At 69.2% G+C, this 19,385-nt stretch carries 22 protein-coding genes; 7 read left to right on the top strand and 15 right to left on the bottom strand.

Annotated features, from left to right (window positions below; genetic code table 11):
- Positions 1–205 precede the first annotated feature (205 nt).
- From ACE3O8_RS02355 to metZ, 3 genes are read right to left on the bottom strand one after another with little or no spacing between them, the layout of a single operon-like run.
- A complete protein-coding gene (locus ACE3O8_RS02355; protein WP_374386377.1) occupies positions 206–988 on the bottom strand; it encodes a LysR family transcriptional regulator in 783 nt (260 codons plus the stop codon).
- Positions 988–1,401, bottom strand: a complete 414-nt coding sequence (apaG, locus tag ACE3O8_RS02350; RefSeq protein WP_374386375.1) for a Co2+/Mg2+ efflux protein ApaG — start codon at positions 1,399–1,401, stop codon at positions 988–990. Before apaG ends, ACE3O8_RS02355 begins: the two co-directional genes overlap by 1 nt.
- Before the next feature lie 28 nt (positions 1,402–1,429).
- A complete protein-coding gene (gene metZ, locus ACE3O8_RS02345; RefSeq protein ID WP_374386373.1) occupies positions 1,430–2,638 on the bottom strand; it encodes an O-succinylhomoserine sulfhydrylase in 1,209 nt (402 codons plus the stop codon).
- A gap of 131 nt (positions 2,639–2,769) precedes the next feature.
- Here metZ and ACE3O8_RS02340 point away from each other — a divergent pair, with 131 nt between their 5' ends.
- Positions 2,770–3,360, top strand: coding sequence for a glutathione peroxidase (locus tag ACE3O8_RS02340; protein WP_374386372.1), 591 nt, complete (start codon positions 2,770–2,772; stop codon positions 3,358–3,360).
- Complete coding sequence (locus tag ACE3O8_RS02335; protein WP_374386370.1) at positions 3,357–3,794, top strand: hypothetical protein; 438 nt, start codon at positions 3,357–3,359, stop codon at positions 3,792–3,794. Before ACE3O8_RS02340 ends, ACE3O8_RS02335 begins: the two co-directional genes overlap by 4 nt.
- A 10-nt stretch (positions 3,795–3,804) precedes the next feature.
- On the opposite strand, the gene ACE3O8_RS02330 is transcribed toward ACE3O8_RS02335, so the two are convergent.
- From ACE3O8_RS02330 to ACE3O8_RS02315, 4 genes are read right to left on the bottom strand one after another with little or no spacing between them, the layout of a single operon-like run.
- Positions 3,805–5,016 (bottom strand): ABC transporter permease, encoded by a 1,212-nt coding sequence (locus tag ACE3O8_RS02330; protein WP_374386368.1) that lies wholly within the window; start codon positions 5,014–5,016, stop codon positions 3,805–3,807.
- Positions 5,016–5,765 (bottom strand): ABC transporter ATP-binding protein, encoded by a 750-nt coding sequence (locus ACE3O8_RS02325; RefSeq protein WP_374386366.1) that lies wholly within the window; start codon positions 5,763–5,765, stop codon positions 5,016–5,018. Before ACE3O8_RS02325 ends, ACE3O8_RS02330 begins: the two co-directional genes overlap by 1 nt.
- Before the next feature lie 10 nt (positions 5,766–5,775).
- A complete protein-coding gene (locus ACE3O8_RS02320; RefSeq protein WP_374386364.1) occupies positions 5,776–6,945 on the bottom strand; it encodes an efflux RND transporter periplasmic adaptor subunit in 1,170 nt (389 codons plus the stop codon).
- Positions 6,942–8,303 (bottom strand): TolC family protein, encoded by a 1,362-nt coding sequence (locus ACE3O8_RS02315; RefSeq protein ID WP_374386362.1) that lies wholly within the window; start codon positions 8,301–8,303, stop codon positions 6,942–6,944. Before ACE3O8_RS02315 ends, ACE3O8_RS02320 begins: the two co-directional genes overlap by 4 nt.
- A 159-nt stretch (positions 8,304–8,462) precedes the next feature.
- Between ACE3O8_RS02315 and ACE3O8_RS02310 the strand changes: the two genes are divergently transcribed.
- Positions 8,463–9,176, top strand: coding sequence for a response regulator (locus ACE3O8_RS02310; protein WP_374386360.1), 714 nt, complete (start codon positions 8,463–8,465; stop codon positions 9,174–9,176).
- An 86-nt stretch (positions 9,177–9,262) separates the two neighbouring features.
- Positions 9,263–10,525: a sensor histidine kinase gene (locus tag ACE3O8_RS02305; protein ID WP_374386358.1), complete on the top strand. Its 1,263-nt coding sequence runs from the start codon at positions 9,263–9,265 to the stop codon at positions 10,523–10,525.
- On the opposite strand, the gene ACE3O8_RS02300 is transcribed toward ACE3O8_RS02305, so the two are convergent.
- The 6 genes from ACE3O8_RS02300 to rpmF all read right to left on the bottom strand — a co-directional run bounded on the left by ACE3O8_RS02300 (position 10,522) and on the right by rpmF (position 14,584).
- The gene (locus tag ACE3O8_RS02300) at positions 10,522–11,250 is read right to left on the bottom strand and encodes a ParA family protein (protein WP_374386356.1); all 729 of its coding nucleotides are present in this window, start codon (positions 11,248–11,250) and stop codon (positions 10,522–10,524) included. The genes ACE3O8_RS02305 and ACE3O8_RS02300 overlap by 4 nt on opposite strands.
- Positions 11,251–11,293: 43 nt before the next feature.
- On the bottom strand, positions 11,294–11,794 hold the full coding sequence (locus tag ACE3O8_RS02295; RefSeq protein WP_374386354.1) for a MerR family transcriptional regulator: 501 nt from the start codon (positions 11,792–11,794) through the stop codon (positions 11,294–11,296).
- Positions 11,794–12,099: an integration host factor subunit alpha gene (locus ACE3O8_RS02290; RefSeq protein WP_374386352.1), complete on the bottom strand. Its 306-nt coding sequence runs from the start codon at positions 12,097–12,099 to the stop codon at positions 11,794–11,796. The genes ACE3O8_RS02295 and ACE3O8_RS02290 overlap by 1 nt, the downstream gene beginning before the upstream one ends.
- Positions 12,100–12,281: 182 nt before the next feature.
- Positions 12,282–13,244, bottom strand: coding sequence for a beta-ketoacyl-ACP synthase III (locus tag ACE3O8_RS02285; protein WP_374386350.1), 963 nt, complete (start codon positions 13,242–13,244; stop codon positions 12,282–12,284).
- A gap of 5 nt (positions 13,245–13,249) precedes the next feature.
- Entirely contained in the window at positions 13,250–14,335 is a 1,086-nt protein-coding gene (gene plsX, locus ACE3O8_RS02280; protein WP_374386348.1) for a phosphate acyltransferase PlsX, read from the bottom strand.
- A 69-nt stretch (positions 14,336–14,404) separates the two neighbouring features.
- Positions 14,405–14,584, bottom strand: a complete 180-nt coding sequence (gene rpmF / locus ACE3O8_RS02275) for a 50S ribosomal protein L32 (RefSeq protein WP_374386345.1) — start codon at positions 14,582–14,584, stop codon at positions 14,405–14,407.
- 143 nt (positions 14,585–14,727) lie between these two features.
- Here rpmF and ACE3O8_RS02270 point away from each other — a divergent pair, with 143 nt between their 5' ends.
- From ACE3O8_RS02270 to ACE3O8_RS02260, 3 genes are read left to right on the top strand one after another with little or no spacing between them, the layout of a single operon-like run.
- Positions 14,728–15,135, top strand: coding sequence for an MAPEG family protein (locus ACE3O8_RS02270; RefSeq protein WP_374386343.1), 408 nt, complete (start codon positions 14,728–14,730; stop codon positions 15,133–15,135).
- A 16-nt stretch (positions 15,136–15,151) separates the two neighbouring features.
- On the top strand, positions 15,152–16,168 hold the full coding sequence (nagZ, locus tag ACE3O8_RS02265; RefSeq protein ID WP_374386341.1) for a beta-N-acetylhexosaminidase: 1,017 nt from the start codon (positions 15,152–15,154) through the stop codon (positions 16,166–16,168).
- Entirely contained in the window at positions 16,165–16,938 is a 774-nt protein-coding gene (locus ACE3O8_RS02260; protein WP_374386339.1) for a ScpA family protein, read from the top strand. The genes nagZ and ACE3O8_RS02260 overlap by 4 nt, the downstream gene beginning before the upstream one ends.
- Positions 16,939–16,971: 33 nt before the next feature.
- On the opposite strand, the gene ACE3O8_RS02255 is transcribed toward ACE3O8_RS02260, so the two are convergent.
- Positions 16,972–18,396 carry an amidase gene (locus ACE3O8_RS02255; RefSeq protein WP_374386337.1) on the bottom strand — a complete coding sequence of 475 codons (1,425 nt, stop codon included), beginning with the start codon at positions 18,394–18,396 and terminating at the stop codon, positions 16,972–16,974.
- Positions 18,397–18,398: 2 nt separating this feature from the next.
- Positions 18,399–19,385, bottom strand: a 987-nt coding sequence (metC, locus tag ACE3O8_RS02250) for a cystathionine beta-lyase (protein WP_374386335.1), incomplete at its 5' end; no start/stop codon positions are given.

Here is a 19,385-nt window from a genome sequence, read left to right as displayed (position 1 = left end):
TGCGGATCGGCTGCGGATGACACGCCCGCGAATCGGGTTCATGTGCCTGCGGCGCCTTCAAGTTGGCGCCGCAGGCAATCATTTCCTTCCGCCAGCGCCAACCCGTCCGTTGCAGCGCAAGGCAAGGAATGAGGGTGCAGGGAAATCATTTCCCTGCCCGCCGGAGGCATGAAGGCTGCCGCCGGACGCGCCAATGACGTCCGCGTCAGGCCAGCAGCTGGTCCACCAGCGCCTTTACCTTGGCGCTTTTCCATTGGGGGGCTGGGGCGCAGAGCCAGTAGGCGTCGTCCGTCGGGATGCGGTCGGCGCGTTCTTCCAGCTGGCCGGTGGCGAGTGCGGCGGCGGCCAGCGTGAGCGGCACCTGGGCTTCGCCGAGGCCGGCGATGGCCCAGTCCAGCGCCTGGCCGGCATCCGGCAGGGCGGCGGCGGGGCCTTCCATCGTGCGCCAGCCCAGTGCGCGGGCCGGGGCGCCGGGGGCAGCGACGGTGACCAGTTGTTCGTCTGCCAGCTTGCGGCCGAACACGCCTTCGGCATCCGGGGCGGGGCCGAAGCTGAGGGCGAGATCGAGGTTGGCCTGGGCGAAATCGACCGGGCCGTCGAGCGCGAGGATCTGCACGCTGGCATCGGGGTTGTCGTGCAGCCAGCGGGCGAGGCGGGGCATCAGCCAGTGGCGGATGGCGCCGCGCGCGCAGCCGATGGAGAGGCGGGCGGCGCCCTGCCCTTCCTGGAGCGCGGAGACGGATTCCTCGAAGGCGGCAAAGCCGGCGCGCAGGTGCGGCAGGGCGCGGGCGGCTTCAGGCGTGAGTTCCAGCCCGCGCGCGGTGCGGCGGAACAGGATGACGCCCAACGTTTCCTCAAGCGCGCGGATCTGCTGCCCGACGGCGGCGGGCGTGACGGCGAGTTCGTCTGCCGCGCGGGTGAAGGAGAGCGAGCGGGCGGCGGCATCGAACACGCGCAGTGCGTTGAGGGGGAGGAGGGATCGTTTCATCAGTTGGCGGCCCCCTTCGCATCGGGCGAGAGGAGATCGAAGCCGGGAATGGCCACCTCGAAACGGCGGCCGCCGCTGTCCACCATGCCGAAGCGGCCCTCCATATGGCCCATGGGCGTGGCGAGCGGGCAGCCGGAGACATAATCGTAGCTGCAACCGGGTGCGATCAGGGGCTGTTCGCCGACGACGCCTTCGCCCATCACGTCGCGCCGCGCGCCATGGCCGTCGATGATGACCCAGTGGCGGTCGATCAGCTGCACCTCCATGCCGGAGCCGTTTTCGACCCGGATATGATAGTGCCAGACCCAATGGCCGTTTTCGGGATCCGACTGGTCACCGGCGTAGCGCGGCTGCACGCGGATCGTGATGCCGTCGGTGGTGGCGGTTACCGAGAACAGGCCGGGCAGGCTCATGCGCCGGACCTTTGAGGGGGGCGGGGGTTCAAAGGCCGATGGCCTTGAGCGCCTGTTCGAGATCGTCGATCAGGTCGTCGGCGTCTTCCAGCCCGACGGAGAGGCGAAGGGTGCCTTCGCTGATGCCCATTTCCAGCCGCGCCGCTTCGGCCATGCTGGCGTGGGTGGTGGAGGCGGGGTGCGTCATCAGGGTGCGGCTGTCGCCCAGGTTGTTGGAGATGTCGATCAGCTGAAGCGCATCGAGCAGCCCGTGCGCCTGCGGGCGGCCGCCGGCGAGGTGCAGCGCGATGATGGTGCCGCCGGCCGACATCTGCGCCATGGCGAGCGCGTGCTGGGGGTGGCTTTCGAGGCCGGGGTAGAGGGTGCCGGGGGCGCGCGTTTCCAGGAAGCGGGCGACCTTCAGCGCATTCTGGCAGGCGCGCTGGACGCGGAGATCCAGCGTTTCCAGGCTTTTCAGCAGCACCCAGGCGTTGAAGGCGCTGAGCACGGGACCGGTGTGGCGGGTGAAGGCCAGATAGGTCTTCTCCATCCATTCCTCGGGGCCCATCACGGCACCGGCCAGTACGCGGCCCTGCCCATCCATCAGCTTGGTGGCGGAATAGGCGACGATGTCGGCGCCCAGTTCCAGCGGGCGCTGCACGATGGGGGAGGCGAAGGCATTGTCCACCATCACCAGCGCGCCGGCATCATGGGCGATGGCCGAGACGGCGGGGATGTCCACGATATCCAGCGTGGGGTTGGCGGGCGATTCCAGGAACACCGCCCTGGTGTTGGGGCGCAGGGCCCGGGCGAAGGCATCGGTGTCGCGGCCGTCGACGACTGTGGTTTCGATGCCGAAGCGGGGCAGGATGGTATCGACCAGCACCCGGCAGGACCCGAAGGCGGCGCGGCCCGCGATCAGGTGATCGCCCGCCGACAGGGTGGACATCAGCATCGCCGACATCGCGGCCATTCCGCTGGCGGAGACGCGGCAGGCTTCCGCCCCTTCCAGCAGGGCGAGCCGTTCCTCCAGCATTTCCACCGTGGGGTTCTGCAGGCGCGAATAGGTCATGCCCTTCGCGTCGCCCCGGAAGCGGGCGGCGGCTTCCTCGGCATTGTCGTAGCAATAGCCGGAGGTGAGGAAGATCGCTTCGGAGGTTTCGCCGTAGTTGCTGCGCGCGGTGCCCCCGCGCACGAGCTGCGTGGCCGGGCGCCAGCCGCGGGTGATGGCCCTGTCCTGTCCTGTGAGCTTTTTCATCGCGCTGCTTCCCTAGCGCCAAAGCGCTGGAGGGCAAAGGGCGCTGGCGCGCCAGGCAGGGAAGGAGCGGGCGTTGCAGCGATTCGCCAGTTGGAGTATCGCTGGCTGAATATCCTTAACGAGGGTCTCTCATGCGCATCTGGCTTCCCATCCTTGGCGCGGGCGTGCTTCTGGCCGCCGGCGGAATGGTCGTTTCCGCGACCCGCGCGCAGACGCCTGCCACGCCGCCCATGCCTGTTGTGAAATCCGCCCATGATTTCACCCTGACGCGGATCGACGGCAAGCCGATGCCGATGTCTGCCTATAAGGGGAAGGTCGTGCTGCTGGTGAACACAGCCAGCTTCTGCGGATTCACGCCGCAATATGAAGGGCTTCAGAAACTGCAGCAGGCCTATCAGGCGAAGGGCTTCACGGTGATCGGCGTGCCGTCCGGCGATTTCATGAGCCAGGAGTATGACGAGAACGGGAAGATCAAGGAGTTCTGCGAGACGAAGTTCGGCATCAGCTTCCCCATGGCCGAAAAGGCGCATGTGAAGGGCGACAAGGCCATTCCCATCTATCGCTGGGCAAAGGCGCAGCTGCCTGTGGAGAATGAGCCCAAGTGGAACTTCCACAAGATCCTGATCGGCAGGGACGGAAAGCCCATCGCCGGCTTCAACAGCAAGGTGGAACCCGGCAGCCCGCAACTGACGGGCGCCATCGAAAAGGCGCTGAAGGCATGAAACAGGCCCTGACCCTGACCGCGTTGCTGCTGCTGGCCGCCTGCGGGCAGAAGGCAGAGGAAGCACCCAAGTCCGAAACCGCAGCGCCTGCGACGCCCAACCTCGCCAAGGCGAGCCGGACTGTTGCCTATACCTGCGAGAAGGATCTGCCGATCACGGCGATCCACGGCACCAACGCCCAGGGCAAGCCCGATGTCGCGCTGGTGATCCGCGGCGACGATTTCACCCTGACCCCGACGGACGCCACGCCGGGCACGCGCTTTACCACGCAATATGGCCTTGAGCCGGGCATGGGCCTTGCCTGGTGGGAGCAGCCGGACGGCAGCGTGCTGCTGCAGCAGGCGCCCTTCAAGGAGATCGACGATCCCGCGAAGGCGACGACGCTGCGAACCTGCCGGGTGAAGACCCAGCCGGACGGCGCCGCCGCCAAATAGGCGGGCCGCTTCAGCTTCGCAGAGCTTCGATCGGGCTGAGTTTCGCGGCGCGGGTGGCGGGCCACCAGCCGAAGAAGATGCCGATGCCGGCCGAAATCGCGAAGGCGATCAGCACCGAACCGGGGGAAATCACCGTCGGGAACGGCAGGAAGCGGCTGATTCCGCCACCGATCAGGACGCCGGCGAGACAGCCGGCGAGGCTGAGCATCAACGCTTCCAGCAGGAACTGAAGCCGGATCGCGCTGCGGGGCGCGCCGATCGCCATGCGGATGCCGATTTCCCGCGTGCGCTCGGTGACGCTGACCAGCATGATGTTCATGATGCCGATGCCGCCGACCACGAGGCTGATGCCGCCGATGGCGCCCAGCAGCAGCGACAGCGCGCCCGTCGTCTGCTTGAAGGTGTCGCCCAGCGCGGAGACGTTGGTGATGTTGAAGTCATCGACGGCCGACGGGGCCAGCCGGTGGCGGCGGCGCAGCAGCTGGCTGATCTGCTCCTGCGTCGATTCCAGCTCGTCCTGACGCTCCACCGTGATCATGATGGTGCGGACCGAGCGGCGGAACGGCCCGCCGCCCTGCACCATGCGCTGGGCGGAATTCAGCGGCAGGACGATGGCGTCATCCCGGTCGGCGCCGCCGATGCCCTGCCCCTTCGACGGCAGGACACCGATCACCGTGAAGCTGATGCCGCGCACGCGCACCTGCTGGCCGATGGGATCATTGGCGCCGAACAGTTCATCCGCGACCTTCCGGCCCAGCACCGCGACCCGCGCGCCCTGCCGGTTTTCCATCTCCGTGAAGGCGCGGCCTTCATCGGGGAACCAGTCCTGCACCTGGAACCAGCCCGGCGTGGTGGCGGTGACGGCGGTGAGCCAGTTGGCGGGCCCGGCAACCGCCTGGGTGGAGAAGGCGGAAACGGGGGCGGCGGCCGCCACCGCCGGCAGCCTGCCGATCGCCTCTGCGTCATCCAGCGTGAGCGTGGGCGCCGTGCCGATGCCCTGCGCGAAACCGCCGCCGGACCGGGCGGCCCCGGCGTTCACGATGAGCAGGTTGGTGCCCAGCGACGAGATCTGCCGTTCGATATAGGCCTGCACGCCATTGCCGATCGCCAGCATCACGATCACGGCGGCAACGCCGATGATCATGCCGAGCATGGTGAGGATCGAGCGCAGGCGGTTCGCCAGCAGCGCGCTCCAGGCCTCTGCGAGCATTGCGCCGAGCATCAGGCGGGCGTCTCGTCTGCGGCGACCTGCCGGCCGGCGCCGGCCAGTGCCTCGGCCGTTGGCGGACCATCATAGGTGATGCGGCCGTCGTGGATGCGCACGACCCTGTCGGTCGAGGCAGCGACGCCCGGATCATGGGTGACGATGATCGCGGTGACGCCGCGTTCGCGGTTCAGGCGGCGGACCATGTCCAGCACTTCGCGCCCTGTCTTCGTGTCGAGCGCGCCGGTCGGCTCGTCAGCCAGCAGCAGGCGGGGATCATTGGCGAGCGCGCGGGCGATGGCGACCCGCTGCTGCTGCCCGCCCGACAGCTGCATCGGGCGCGACCGTTCCTTGCCGGCAAGGCCCACGAGGCCGAGCAGCTCTTCCGCCTTGGCGTCGCGTTCGGCGCGGGACCGGCCCGAATAGACGAGCGGCAGACCCACATTCTGCCGCGCGGACAGGCGGGGCAGCAGGTTGAACTGCTGGAAGACGAAGCCGAGCGACCCGTTCCTGAGATGCGCCAGCTCCGCTTCCTCGAAGGCCGAGATATCGCGCCCGTCGAACAGATATTGCCCCTCTGTCAGACTGTCGAGGCAACCGATGATGTTCATCAGCGTGGACTTGCCGGACCCGGACGGGCCGACGATCGACAGCAATTCCCCCTGCATCACCCGCATGGACACACCATGGAGCGCGCGGAACACCCCCGCTTCGGACGGGAAGTCCTTGATGACGTTGCGCACGTCGATGACGGGGGTTTCGGCCACCGGGTGACGATCAGCCGGGCGGCGGGCCGCCGGGGCGGGCGCTTTCCGCGGGCTTCACGTCGCCCGTGATCACCTTTTCCCCGGCCTTCAGCTGGCCGCCCAGCACGACGCTCATGTCGTTGTCGGCCGCGCCCACGCGGATGCGCCGCGGCTCCGGCTCTCCCCCGGGGCCGAGCACGAAGATGGTGGTGCCATAGCCGGGAAGCCTCGCTTCGTCCGGCAGGGGCTTTGGCTGCTGCTGGCGGTTCCAGCCGGCGGGCTTCCAGCTCATCGCGGAATTGGGGACCAGCAGCACATCATCATATTGCCGGACAAGGAAACTGGCATTCACCGTCATCCCCGGCAGCAGCGCCCCATCGGGGTTCGGCACGGCGACGATCACCGTGAAGGTGACGACATTCTGCTGCGTGGTGGGGTTCAGCCGCACCTGGCTGACGGTTCCGGCAAACGGGCGGTTGCCATAGGCATCGACGGTGAAGCTGACCTTCTGGCCCAGCTGCACGCGGGCGACATCGGCCTCGGCCACCAGCGCCTCGATCTGCATTTCGGTCAGGTCCTGAGCAATGGTGAACAGGGTCGGCGTCTGGAAGGAGGCCGCGACGGTCTGCCCGATATCGACGGCCCGGCTGATGATGACGCCGGACACCGGGGCGCGGATGATGGAGAAGCCGAGGTTTGCGCGATCCTGATCGGCGGCCGCCTGGGCGGAGGCGACCTGCGCGGCCTGCGACCGGGCCGTGGCGAGCGCCGTTTCATAATCCTGCTGGCTGATGAAATCCTGCCGCCGCAGCTGCCCGGCGCGGGCGGCGTTCGCCTGCGACAGCGCAGCCTGTGCGCGGGCGTTGGCAAGCGCCCCTTCGGACTGGGCGAGACGGGCCTTGAACAGCTGCGGGTCCAGTTCCAACAGGACCTGCCCGGCCGTCACCTTGTCGTTATAGTCGGCATAGAGTTTCTGGACGGTGCCCGACACCTGCGAGCCGACATTGACCACCCGCACCGGGTTGATGGTGCCGTTGGCGCTGATCACCTCTGTCAGGTCGCCGGTTTCGGCTGCCGCCGTGTGGAAGCGGGCGGCATCCCCCGGCTTGCGGATCGCGAAATACCAGACGGCGCCCGCGATCGCGACGAGCAGCAGCAGCAAGGCCAGGATCCGCCCGGTGGTGAATTTGGGGAGCGTCATTCCAGGGCGTCTCCGACAGCGCCGACCGAGCGGGCGAGTTGCAGTTCCGATGCGCGAAGCTGAAGATCGGCCAGCACCTTCTGCTGGCGCGCGCCCGTGAGGCTGGACTGGGCGTCGAGCAGTTCGGTGATGCCGGCCAGCCCGGCCTTGTAGCGTCCCTGCGCGAGGGCCGCCGCCTCTTCCGCGCTGGCGAGCAGGCGGCGGGTGGTTTCGAGGTTGGCGCTGGCCGTTTCCAGATCCTGGTAACGGCTCCACACCTCAAGCGCGGCCTGCTGGCCGGCGAGCGCGAGATTGGCTTCGGCGCGGTCGCGTTCGGCCTCTGCCTCGCGAAGGGCGGCGGTGCGGCCGCCGCTGTTGAAGAGCGGGATCGACATGGTGACGCCGGCTGTGGCCACGGCGCTGTCCTGCCCCTGGGTGCCGACCGACACGCTGGGCCCCGCGCCGACCGAGACGCTGGGGCGCCGGGCGGCCCGTGCCTGCGCGACAGCCGCGCGGGCGGATTCGAGCGTGGCGGCCTGCAGGCGAAGATCGGGGCGGAGCCGCGCGGCCTCCTCCAGAAGGGCGCGGGCGGACGCGCGCGCGACGGCGCTGCTGGGGGCGGGCGGTTCCGCGACGGTGATGCGGCCATCGGGCGGCAGGGAGAGCGCCGTCAGCAGCCGCCCGCGCTGTGTTTCCAACGTGCCCTGGGCCTGCCGCTGTTCCAGCAGGGCGCGGGCGTAGGCGGCGTCTGCCTGAAGGCGATCGGACTTGATGGCGACCCCGGCCCGTTCCCGCGCGGTTGCCGCGGCAAGGCTGGTTTGCGCAAAGCCGGCATTGGCGTCGGCCGCGCGGGCGGAGGCCATCGCGGAGACATATGCGTTGTAGGCTAGGGCAGTTTCCTCGACCACGTCCTGCGCGGTGCCGGCGAACGAGGCCATTGCTGCGGCGCGGGCCGCCTCTGCCCCGGCGAGGGCGGCCTGACGGCCGCCGAAATCGAACAGCAGCCACTGGAGTGAAAGCTGGGCGGTGGCGCTGGCGCTGCTGTCCGTGGCGGCGGGGAAGCCCCCGCCCCAGCGGCGGCTGGCGCTGACATCCGGGCCGACGGCGGCGGACAGCGACGGGCCATAGGCCGCGCGCGCCTGCGCTTCCCGTGCGGCTGCGGCTCGCACGCCCGCCCATGCGGCGCTTGTGGCCGGCGCGCGGCACAGGGCGATGTCGATGAGGTCCGCAAGGGCGAGCGGGCGATCCGGCACGGGCGCATCGGCACAGGCGGGCTGGTGCAGGCCGGCGGCGGCGAAATCCGGGCCGGTGGCGGGCTGGGCGGCGAGGCCCGGCCCGGCCGACAGCAGCAACGCAACGGGTATCAGCAGGCGTGACAAATGAATTCGTTCCTCGGCACTTGCAGATCCCTACGCGCCGGACCGGAGATTTCCCCTGCCCCCCGGCCAAGTCAAGCGGCGGAGTGCCAAGGGAAGGCTTTTGCGGCAACGCGCCACGCGCTAGGGAATGCGAAACACGCATCGAAAAGGGCGCAGCACATGCCGACTATCCTCGTGGTGGACGATGATCCCGGAATCCGGGATCTGGTGTCCGAGTTCCTGGGCCGCCACGGCTATTCGGTGACGACTGCCGAGGATGGCGTTTCGATGGATCGCGCGATCGCAGACGCCGCCGCGCCCTTTGACCTGGTGGTGCTGGACCTGATGATGCCGGGCGAACATGGGCTGGAAATCGCGCGCCGGCTTTCGACGCCGGGGGGGCCGGGGCTAATCATGCTGTCGGCCATGGGCGAAGACAGCGACCGGATCGTGGGGCTGGAAGTGGGGGCGGACGATTATCTGCCCAAGCCCTGCAACCCGCGGGAACTGCTGGCGCGCATCCGGGCGGTGCTGCGCCGCCGGCAGGAGCCGGGTGCCGAGGTGGCGGCCGGGGTGATCGCCGAGTTCGACGGCTGGAAGCTGGATCTTGTGCGGCGGGAGCTGACCTCTCCCGAACAGGTGCTGATCGCGCTGTCGGACGGGGAGTTTTCGCTGCTGCGCGTGTTCGTGGAGCGGCCGCAGCAGCCGCTGGCGCGCGAGGAGTTGCTGGAACTGGCGCGCGGGCGTGATGCGGACAGCTATGACCGCTCCATCGACGTGCAGATCAGCCGCCTTCGCCGCAAGCTGGACGGGGCGGTGAAGAACCGCGAGGAGCTGATCCGCACCGTGCGCAACGAGGGCTATATGTTCACGCCCAAGGTCACCCGCCGCTGACCGCACCGGCCCCACAGGAAGGCGTTTCGCCCGGCGCCGCGCGGCGCGAGGTTCCCAGCAGCCTGTTCACCCAGATCTTCGCGCTGGTGCTGGCGACGGTTGCCATCGCGCAGCTGATCAACCTGGTGCTGCTGGCGCTACTGCCGCCGGATCCGCCGCGCACCGTGCCGGTGACGGCGCTGGCCGAGGCGATCCTGACCCGGAACGAAAGGGCGCTGATCTTCCAGCGGGTGCCGGTGGCCCCTTTCCAGCCGGCGACCGCGGGGCCGGGCGCGGCGCGGGTGGAGGCGGAGCTGGCGGGCCTGATCGGGCGGATTCCAGCCGAAGTGGCGCTGGACATGTCTGCCGTGCAGGGGCGCAAGTTCCTGGAGCTGTATCCCAAGGCCGGCGGCGCGCCGGTTTCCGCGATCCAGGGCCATTTCCGCGTGGCCGTGCGCGAGCGCGACGGCTGGCTGCTGGCGGAACCGCGCGACCAGCGGCTGTTCGCCACGCGGGAGCGGCAGTTCCTGTTGCTGTTCCTGCTGAGCGCGCTGGCCATGCTGCCCATCGCATGGGTCTTTGCGAGGCGGCTTGCCGATCCGATCGAGCGGTTCGCCGACGCGGCCGAGAAGCTGGGGCGCGACCCGCGCGCGACCCCGCCGGGCGTCGATGGCCCGGCCGAGATCGAACGCGCCGCGCAGGCCTTCCAGCAGATGCAGCAACGGCTGCAGGCCTATGTGACGGACAGGACCCAGATGCTGGGCGCCATCGCGCACGACCTGCGCACGCCGCTGACGCGGCTGGCCTTCCGGCTGGAATCCCTGCCCGAAGCCGACAAGGCGCGCCTGCGGGGCGATGTGGCTGAAATGGAAGCGATGGTGCGATCCACGCTGAGCCTGGCGCGCGCCGACAACGAGCCGGTGAACCGGCAGCGGCTGGACCTGGGATCGCTGACGGAGCAGGCCGCCGACGACCTGGCGCTGACGGGCCGGCGGATCACCGCCGACGCAACGGACATGCTGGTGGTGGACGGCGATCCGGGCGAATTGAAGCGGCTGCTGACCAATCTGATGGAAAATGGCGAAACCTATGGCGGCGACGTCAGCGCCCGGGCCTGGCGCGGCGACGGGCTGGCGGTGATCGACATCGACGACCGGGGGCCGGGCATTCCCGAAGCCGAGCTGGAGCGGGTGTTCGAGCCCTTCTACCGGCTGGAACGGTCGCGCAGCCGGGAAACGGGCGGCACCGGACTGGGGTTGGCGGTGGTTCGCTCCATCGCCCGGGCGCATGGCGGCGATGTGGTGCTGAGCAACCGCGAGGGCGGCGGGCTGCGGGCGCGGGTGACGATCCCGCTGGCGCCGGCGCGCTAGCGCAGCAGCGCGGCCTCCACCTGGGCCCAGAGCGCCGCGAAGGCGCGGGCGGGGGCGCCGCTGGGCTGGAAGGCCGCGATCGGGGCGCGATGCACTGCCATCTGCTCCACCGTGCTGGAATAGGGGATCTGGGGCCAATCCGGATGGGCAGCGACCGTCTGCCGGTGCAGCTTGCGGCGGGCATCCACCATGCTCCACACCGGCAGCAGCCGGGGCCGGTCGAAGCCGCCCATCGCCAGTTCCTCCTGAAGCTGGGCGGCGGCCCGTTCCGACAGGGGCGAAGGGATCACCGGCAGGACGATGAGATCGACGGCGCGGAAGATGCGCACCGCGAGTTCCGAGAGGCCCGGCGGGCAATCGATCAGGATGCGGTCATAGCTTTCGGTGAAGGCCTTCAGCTGTTTCCTCAGCTGCTTTTCCTTGTCGGACCGGGCGAGATCGCCTTCCAGCCGGCGCAGCGAGCGATCGGCGGGCAGGATGTGCAGGTTCGGGAATTCGGTGTGCACCACGAGGCCCGACAACGCCTCGTCCCCGGCAAGTGCTGCGCGGGCCTTGCGGCCCGACGCCGGCTCCCGCTGGAGCAGCCAGGTGGCGGCCCCTTGCGAATCCAGATCCCACAGCAGGGTGCGGCGGCCGCCGGTTGTGGCGGCCGCATGGGCGAGGTTCACCGCCGTCGCGGATTTTCCGACGCCGCCCTTGATGGAAAAGACCGCAACCGCCTTCATGCCCCGTTTATGGGGGTGGGCGACGCAGGCGGCAAGCGGGGGTTCAGGCCGCCAGCGCGGCGGCGAGGCGATCGCGCAGGGCGATGAGTTCCGGGAGGAGCGCCGGCGAGGCGGCGGACGCAGGCGTCGCCACGGCGGGCGCGCGGACCGGTTCGGCAGCGGCCGGGGCCGGCTCTGCCGGGGCGGGCACCACCGAGATCACCGGCGCTGCGGCCGGCCGGCCACGCCCGCGCGGCGCGACCGTTTCCCCGTTGGCGAGTGCGACGAGGTTCGAGGCGCCATGATCGGTGATCAGCTTGCGCACGCCCTTCACCGTGTAGCCGTCCTGGTGCAGCAGCTTGTGGAGCGCGGCCGCGAAGGCGACATCCCCCGGCCGGTAATAGCGGCGGTTGCCGCCCCGCTGCAGCGGCTTCAGTTCAGGGAAACGGGTTTCCCAGAAGCGCAGCACATGCTGCGGCACGCCGAGCAGTTCGGACACTTCGCGAATGGTGCGGAAGGCCGCGGGATCCTTGCCCGGGGCATCTGGTTCAGCAGGAGGCGCCATCAATCATTGATCTTCTGTCGGAGCAGCTGGCTGGGCCGGAAGGTGAGGACGGTGCGCGGCTGGATCGGCACCTCTACCCCGGTCTTCGGGTTGCGTCCGACGCGCAGGCCCTTCTTGCGGAGGATGAAGCTGCCGAACGAGGACAGTTTCACATTGCCCCCCTTCAGCAGGGCTTCGGCGACATTGTCCAGAACCTGTTCGACAAGGTCGGCCGATTCGGCGCGCGACAGCCCGATGGTGCGGTGCAGTTCATCCGCCAGATCCGCCCGCGTGAGCGTCGGCACCGATTTCTGGGATTGCGCCATTCGACCCCCCGACACCTCAAGATCGGCCCGAACGACTCGGACAAGACCTGTTTACGTCGAAGAATGCTAATCAAAAGCGTGGCTTGGCGAAAGCCCTTACAGTTTCGTGAAATGCTTCGTCACAAAGGGCAACGGGACACGCCGCCCCTTGGCAGCGACGGGCCGAGCCGCCGTGGCCCCGTTCAGGCCCGAATCAGCACCGCGCCCCAGGTGAATCCGCCGCCCATGGCTTCCAGCAGGCAGAGATCGCCGGGCTTGATCCGCCCGTCGCGAACGGCGGCATCCAGCGCCAGCGGCACCGAGGCGGCCGAGGTGTTGGCATGGCCGCTCACCGTCATCACCACCCGTTCCATCGGCAGGCCGAGCTTCTTCGCGGTCGCCTCCAGGATGCGGGCGTTCGCCTGGTGGGGCACGATCCAGTCGATGGACTGCGCGGAAAGACCTGCGTCTGCAAGCACTTCCTCGGTAACGGCGGCAAGGTTGGTGACGGCGTGGCGGAACACCTCGCGGCCCTTCATGCGCAGCTTGCCCACGGTGCCGGTGGAGCCGGGGCCGCCATCCACATAGAGCAGATCATTGTGCCGGCCATCGGCATGGAGCCGCGCCGAAAGCACGCCGCGCCCATCCGTTTCCTGCGCTTCCAGCACGACGGCGCCTGCGCCATCACCGAAGAGGACGGCGGTGGTGCGGTCCTCCCAATCGAGGATGTGGCTGAACAGTTCGGCGCCGATCACCAGCGCGCGGCCATGTGCGCCGGTGCGGAGCAGCGCATCCGCGACCGTCAGCGCATAGACGAAGCCCGAGCAGACCGCCGCGACATCGAAGGCCGCGCCGTGCCGGATGCCCAGCCGCGCCTGCACGGTGGTGGCGGTGGCCGGGAAGGTCTGATCCGGGGTGGCGGTGGCGACGATCACCAGATCGATGTCGGCCGCCGTCACGCCCGCCGCCTGCATCGCGGCCTCGGCCGCAGCCGTGGCGAGATCGGAGGTGCGGACGCCGGGCGCGGCAATCCGACGCTCGCGGATGCCGGTGCGTTCGACGATCCATTCATCCGACGTGTCGAGCCTTGCGGCGAGATCGGCGTTGGTGACGGTTTCGGGCGGCAGCGCGCTGCCGGTGCCGGTGATGACGGAGCGACGTTGCATGACGATCAGGCCGCGTCGGCCGCGGGCCCGCTGCCGGGCCGGGGGGCGGGCCTGTGGGCGGCGAAATTGGCGAGATCCTGGTGGATGCGGGCGTTGATGTCCTTGGTGACCAGATCATGGGCGACGCCGATGGCATTCGCGAAACCCTTGATGTTGGCGCCCCCATGGCTTTTCACCACCACACCGTTCAGGCCCAGGAACACCGCGCCATTGTGGTTGTTCGGATCCAGCTGATCCCGGAGCGCGCGCAGCGCCGAGCGGGAGAAGAGATAGCCGATCTTCGTGAGCAGCGACGCGCGATAGGCGTTCGCCAGCAGCCCGGTCACCAGCTTGGCGGTTCCTTCCGCCGTCTTCAGCGCGATGTTGCCGGAGAACCCGTCGGTCACGATCACGTCGGTGTTGCCCTGCGCGATGCCGTTTCCTTCGACATTGCCGAGGAATTCCAGCGGCAGGTCGACAGCGGCCGTGCGGATGAGGGCGGCGGCGTCGCGGATCGCTTCCGTGCCCTTCATGTCTTCCTCGCCGATGTTGAGGAAGGCGACCTTGGGCCGGTCAAGCCCGAGCACAGTGCGGGCGAAAGCGGCGCCCATCACGGCGAACTGCACCAGATTTTCCGCGTCGCATTCGGTGTTGGCGCCCAGATCCAGCACCACCGAGTCGCTTTTGAGCGTGGGCATCAGCGCGACAAGCGCCGGACGCTCGATATCGGGCATGGTGCGCAGCGCCAGCTTGGCCATCGCCATCAGCGCGCCGGTGTTGCCGGCCGAGACGGCGGCCTGTGCCTGCCCGGATTTCACCGCCTCGATCGCGAGGCCCATCGAGGTGGATTTCGCACGGCGGATCGCCTGACCGGGCTTGTCCGTGCCAAGCACGACGCCGTCGACATGGACGATTTCGGCTTCCGCGCTGACGCGGGGCGCCTGGGCGAGCGCGGCGCGGATCGCGGCTTCCTGCCCGTAGAGGCGGAAGCGGAGCTGCGGATAGCGTTCGCGCGCGAGTTCGGCCCCGCCGATCACGACTTCGGGGCCGACGTCTCCGCCCATCGCATCAAGCGCGATGAGCGGGCGCTTCTGGTGTTTTTCTGCTGTCACGCGGCGTGACTAGCCATGGCCGGGCGGGGCTTCAAGCGCGGTTTCGCCTGTTATCCCCCGGTCCGTCGATCAGTCCTCGGAGGCGATCACTTCGCGGCCGTCATAGAAGCCGCAGGCCGGGCAGACATGGTGGTTCAGCTTCAGCTCGCCGCAGTTGGAGCATTCCTGGGGCTGCACCGCGACGAGGGCGTGGTGGCTGCGCCGCATGTTGCGCCGGGAAGGCGAGGTCTTGCGCTTGGGGACGGCCATGAGGCACCTTCTTCAATCAAATGGGCGGGAAGCGCACAATCCTGCGCGCCCGAACCGCCCGGACAGTTGGGAATCGAGCGCGCGGTCTTAGCCAAAAATCGCGAAAAGGCAAGAGGCGGCGCCCGCCGAGGGGAGAATCGGACGTGCAGCTGACCATGATAACCGCCGGGATGCTCGGCCTGATGATCGTCGTGCTGGGCCTGCGCGTCTCGGCCATCCGGCGGAGCGCGCATGTTTCGCTGGGCGATGGCGGCAATCCGCTGCTGGAAGAACGTATCCGCGCCCATGGCAATGCGGTGGAAACAATCCCGATCGCGCTGATCCTGCTGGGGCTTGCCGAACGGGCATTGGGGCAGCCCTGGTATCTGGTGGCGATGGCGGTGGTGCTTGTCGTCTCGCGGCTGATCCATCCGATCGGCATGGCGCGGCCTTCGCCCAATGCCGCGCGCGTGCTGGGCATCCTGGGCACATGGAGCGTGATCGGCATCCTGGCGCTGATCCTGATTAGCAGCGGAATCCGGCTTTGCCGGGCTTGCCTGTTGGGGGCCTGAGCGGCAAGGGGACGCGATGATCCCCGCCTTCTTCGGCCTTGCCGGCACCGAGCTTTCCACCGACGAGCGCGCGCTGTTCGGCGCCTGCGAACCTGCCGGCTATATTCTGTTCAAGCGCAACATCGACACGCCTGAGCAGGTGCGGGCGCTGACCGATTCGCTGCGGGCGCTTTCCGGCAATGCGGCGGTGCCGATCCTGATCGACCAGGAGGGCGGGCGTGTCGCCCGGCTGCGGCCGCCGCACTGGCCCGAATTCCCGTCGCCGGTGGTGTTCGGGGAGGCGTTCGCCAGGGCGCCGCTGACGGCGATGGCCGCCGCCCGCGCCAATGCGCAGGCGCTGGGCGTGATGCTGGCCGAACTGGGCATCAACGTGGATTGCCTGCCGCTGCTGGACGTGAAGGCGGACGGCATGCACGAGGTGATCGGCGACCGCAGCTATGGCACCGATCCCGCGATGGTCGCCTCGCTTGGCCGGGCCACGCTGGACGGGCTGAAGCAGGGCGGCTGCGTGGGGGTGGTGAAGCATATACCCGGCCATGGGCGCGGCACGCTCGATTCGCATCTGGCGCTGCCCACCGTGACGGCGAGCACGGAGGAACTGGAAACCGACCTGATCCCGTTCCGCCGGCTGGCCGACGCGCCGATGGCGATGACCGCGCACATCCTCTATACCGGCTGGGACGAGACCTTCTGCGCCTCGCTCTCTCCCACGATCATCCGCGACATCATCCGGGGCTCCATCGGCTTCGACAATCTGCTGATGTCCGACGATCTGGGCATGCATGCGCTGGGCCTGCAACCGGGCGGCAACAGCATGGCGGGCCGTGCGACCGGCGTGATCGCCGCCGGCTGCGACATTGCGCTGCACTGTTCGGGCGACTTCGCCGAAATGCAGGAAGTCGCCGACGCGCTGGGGCCGATTTCCGACCCGGCCCGGGAGCGGCTCGATCGGGCGATGGCCTGGCCGTCCGCTGCGGCGGGCACTGTGGCCGAACTGGCCGCAAAGCGCGACCTGCTGCTGGCATCGGCATGAGCGGGCTGTTCGCGGAAGACCCCCCGCGGACGGCGCCGCTGCCCGAAACGCTGATCGTTTCGTTCGAAAGCTGGGAAGGCCCGCTGGACCTTCTGCTGAACCTGGCGCGGCACCAGAAGATCGATCTGGCGAAGATCCCGATCCTGCCGCTGGTGGAGCAGTATCTGGCCTTCATCCAGAAGGCCCGCGCCCTGCGGCTGGAGATCGCGGCCGATTATCTGGTGATGGCGGCCTGGCTCGCCTATCTGAAATCCGCCCTGCTGCTGCCGCGCGAGGACCAGCCGGATCCCGACCCGAACATCCTAGCTGAACGGCTGCGCTGGCGGCTGCAGCGGCTGGAGGCCATGCGCGACGCCGCCGACCGGCTGATGCGGCGCGACCTCTTGGGCCGCGACGTGTTCGCGCGCGGCAGGCCGGAAGGGCTGCGCACCATCCGCCAGTCGCAGTGGGACGCCACGCTTTATGACCTGCTGCAGGCCTATGGCGCGCTGAACCAGCGGCCGAAGCCCGGCCCCTGGACCCCCCACAACAGGGGCGCGATCTGCACGCTGGAAGAGGCGCTGCAGCGCCTGTCCACCCTGATCGGCACCGCGCTGGACTGGACCGAGCTGGCGAAATTCCTGCCCGCCAGCGAAGACCCGCAACTGACCCGCTCCACCATGGCCTCTTCGTTCGTGGCGGCGCTGGAACTGGCCCGCACCGGGCAGGCCGAACTGAGCCAGGCCGACGCCTTCGGGCCGCTGATGCTGCGCGTGCGACGGGAGGGCTGAGGCGGCTGCGGTTCCGGCCGCCGCTTCCCGCGATCAGACCGGCGGGCGGCGGGTGGCCCAGGGGCTTGCGCGTTCCAGCTGGTGGGCGAGCTGGAGAAGGGTGAGGTCTGAACCGAAGCGGCCGTGGGCCATGATGCCGATGGGGAGGTTGGACCGGCTGTGGCCCAGCGGCAGCGTGATGGCGGGCGTGCCCGTCATGTTGGCGAGGCCGACATAGGGGCAGAAGCGGGTGTAGGTTTCGATGAACTGCTGGTGATCCGGGTTGGAGAGGCTGAGGATGCCCAGCTCGATCGGGGGTTCGGCCAGCGTCGGCGACAGGATGATGTCGTGGGTTTCGAAGAAGCGGTCGAGGGCGATGCAGGCGGCTTCGAGGGCGCGGAGCGCGAGTTCATGGGCAAGACCGCCGCGTTCGAGGCCCATGCGCCGCCAGTTGGCAACCGCGGGTTCGAGGCCGTCGCCCGGATCGCGGCCCTGGGCGAGGCGGAACTGTTCGATGTCGGCCGCCGTGCAGACGGCGATGTTGGTGATGTTGGCGGCCATCAGGGCCGGCCAGTCGATGGCGGGCTGCGCCGGTTCCACGACATGTCCCATCGCCTCGATCTGGCGCGCGGCGGCGGCGAGGGCGGCGGACACCTCCGGATCGACGGGCGTGCCCGTGATGGGCGCGTCGAGAAGGGCGACACGCAGCGGGCGGGGTGCGGATTCGAGATTGGCGAGCCAGCCGCCGCCGGGGACGGGCGGCGCGGCGCGGGTGCCGGGCGCGGGGCCGGCGAGCATGTCGAGGAAGGCGGCGCAATCGCGGGCGGTGCGGGCGATCGGGCCGGAGACGGCCATGCCGTTCCACATGGTTTCGAGCTTCGGGCCGTGGGGGACAAGCCCGCGCGAGGTTTTCAGGCCGAGAAGGCCGCAACAGCTGGCGGGCACGCGGATGGAGCCGCCGCCGTCCGACGCCTGGGCGAGCGGAACTGCGCCGACAGCGACCGCGACCGCCGCCCCGCCGGACGAGCCGCCGGCGATGCGGGTGGGATCCCAGGGGTTGCGGGTCTGCCCCGTGGCGGCGCTTTCGGTGGTGATGGTGAGGCCGAGTTCGGGCGTCGTCGTCTTGCCGAAGGTGAGGAGGCCGGCGGCATCTGCCCGTTCGACGAGGATCGAGTTCCAGTCCGGCGTGTAGCGCATGGAGCGGCTGCCCATGCCGCTGATCTCGCCCGCGACATCGATGCCCAGATCCTTCACCAGGAAGGGGACGCCTGCGAGCGGGCCATCCGGAAGCGGCCCGGCGGCGCGGCGGCGGGCGCGATGCGGAAAGAGGCGGACGATATAGTTGAAGGCAGGCTGGGTTTCCTCGACACGGGCGAGCGCTGCATCCAGCAGTTCCAGCGGGCTCACCTCCCGTCGTTTCACCAGCTGGGCGAGGCCCACGGCATCCGTGTCGCGATAAAGGGCTGCGATGTCCGCCATTTCTACCTCCCCTGCCGGCCGAGCCTTTCCAGTGCCGCGGCGAGATCCGCGATCAGGTCGTCCGGGTCTTCAAGCCCGATGGACAAGCGTAGGCTGAGGCCCGCGGGGCGGAAACCGGCGAGTTTGCGCAGCTTTTCCGGGCTGGTGGGGATGGCGAGGCTTTCATAGCCGCCCCAGGAAAAGCCGATGCCGAAATGGCGCAGATCATCGAAGAACAGCGGCGCATCCGCGCGGGAGCCGGTGTTGAGGACAACCCCGAACAGGCCGGAGCTGCCGGTGAAATCCCGCTTCCAGATGTCGTGGCCGGGGCAATCCGGCAAGGCCGGGTGCAGCACGCGGTCCACCAGCGGATGCGCCTTCAGCCAGTGCGCGATCCTGAGCGCGGACTGCTCGTGCCGCGCCATGCGGACGGGAAGCGTGCGGAACCCGCGCAGTGCCAGCGCGGCTTCGTCGCCCGACACGCACTGGCCGAGATGCCAGGCCGTGTTGCGCAGGCGGGGGAAGAACTCCGCCGTGGCGGAGACGGCGCCCATCATCAGATCCGAATGGCCGCCGACATATTTGGTGAGCGCCTGGACCACCATGTCGCAGCCCGCCGCGATCCCCTTGAAGAAATGGCCGGCGGCCCATGTGTTGTCGAGGAGGGTGGGGATTCCCGCCGCCCTGGCCGCCGCCGCGATGGCGGGCACATCCTGCACCTCGAAGGTAAGGGAGCCAGGCGATTCGACCAGCACCAGCGCCGTTTCCGGACGGAACAGCGCGGAAATTCCGCTGCCGATCAGTGGGTCATAGGGCTGTGCCTCCACGCCCAGCCGCTTCAGCATGCCCTGCCCCATCAGCGTGGTGGGATCATAGGCGCTGTCGGGCAGGAGGATGTGGCTGCCGGGTTTCGCGACCGTCAGGATGGCGCCCGCGATCGCCGCCACGCCCGAGGGATAGAGCATGGTGCCGGCCGCGCCGGGTTCGAGGCCGGTCAGCGCCTCGCGCAG

It is taken from the genome of Sandaracinobacter sp., from assembly GCF_041909755.1.
GTDB lineage: Bacteria > Pseudomonadota > Alphaproteobacteria > Sphingomonadales > Sphingomonadaceae > Sandaracinobacteroides.
The sequence above is the reverse complement of the archived record's forward strand: the minus strand, read 5'-3'. Positions and strand labels throughout refer to the sequence as shown.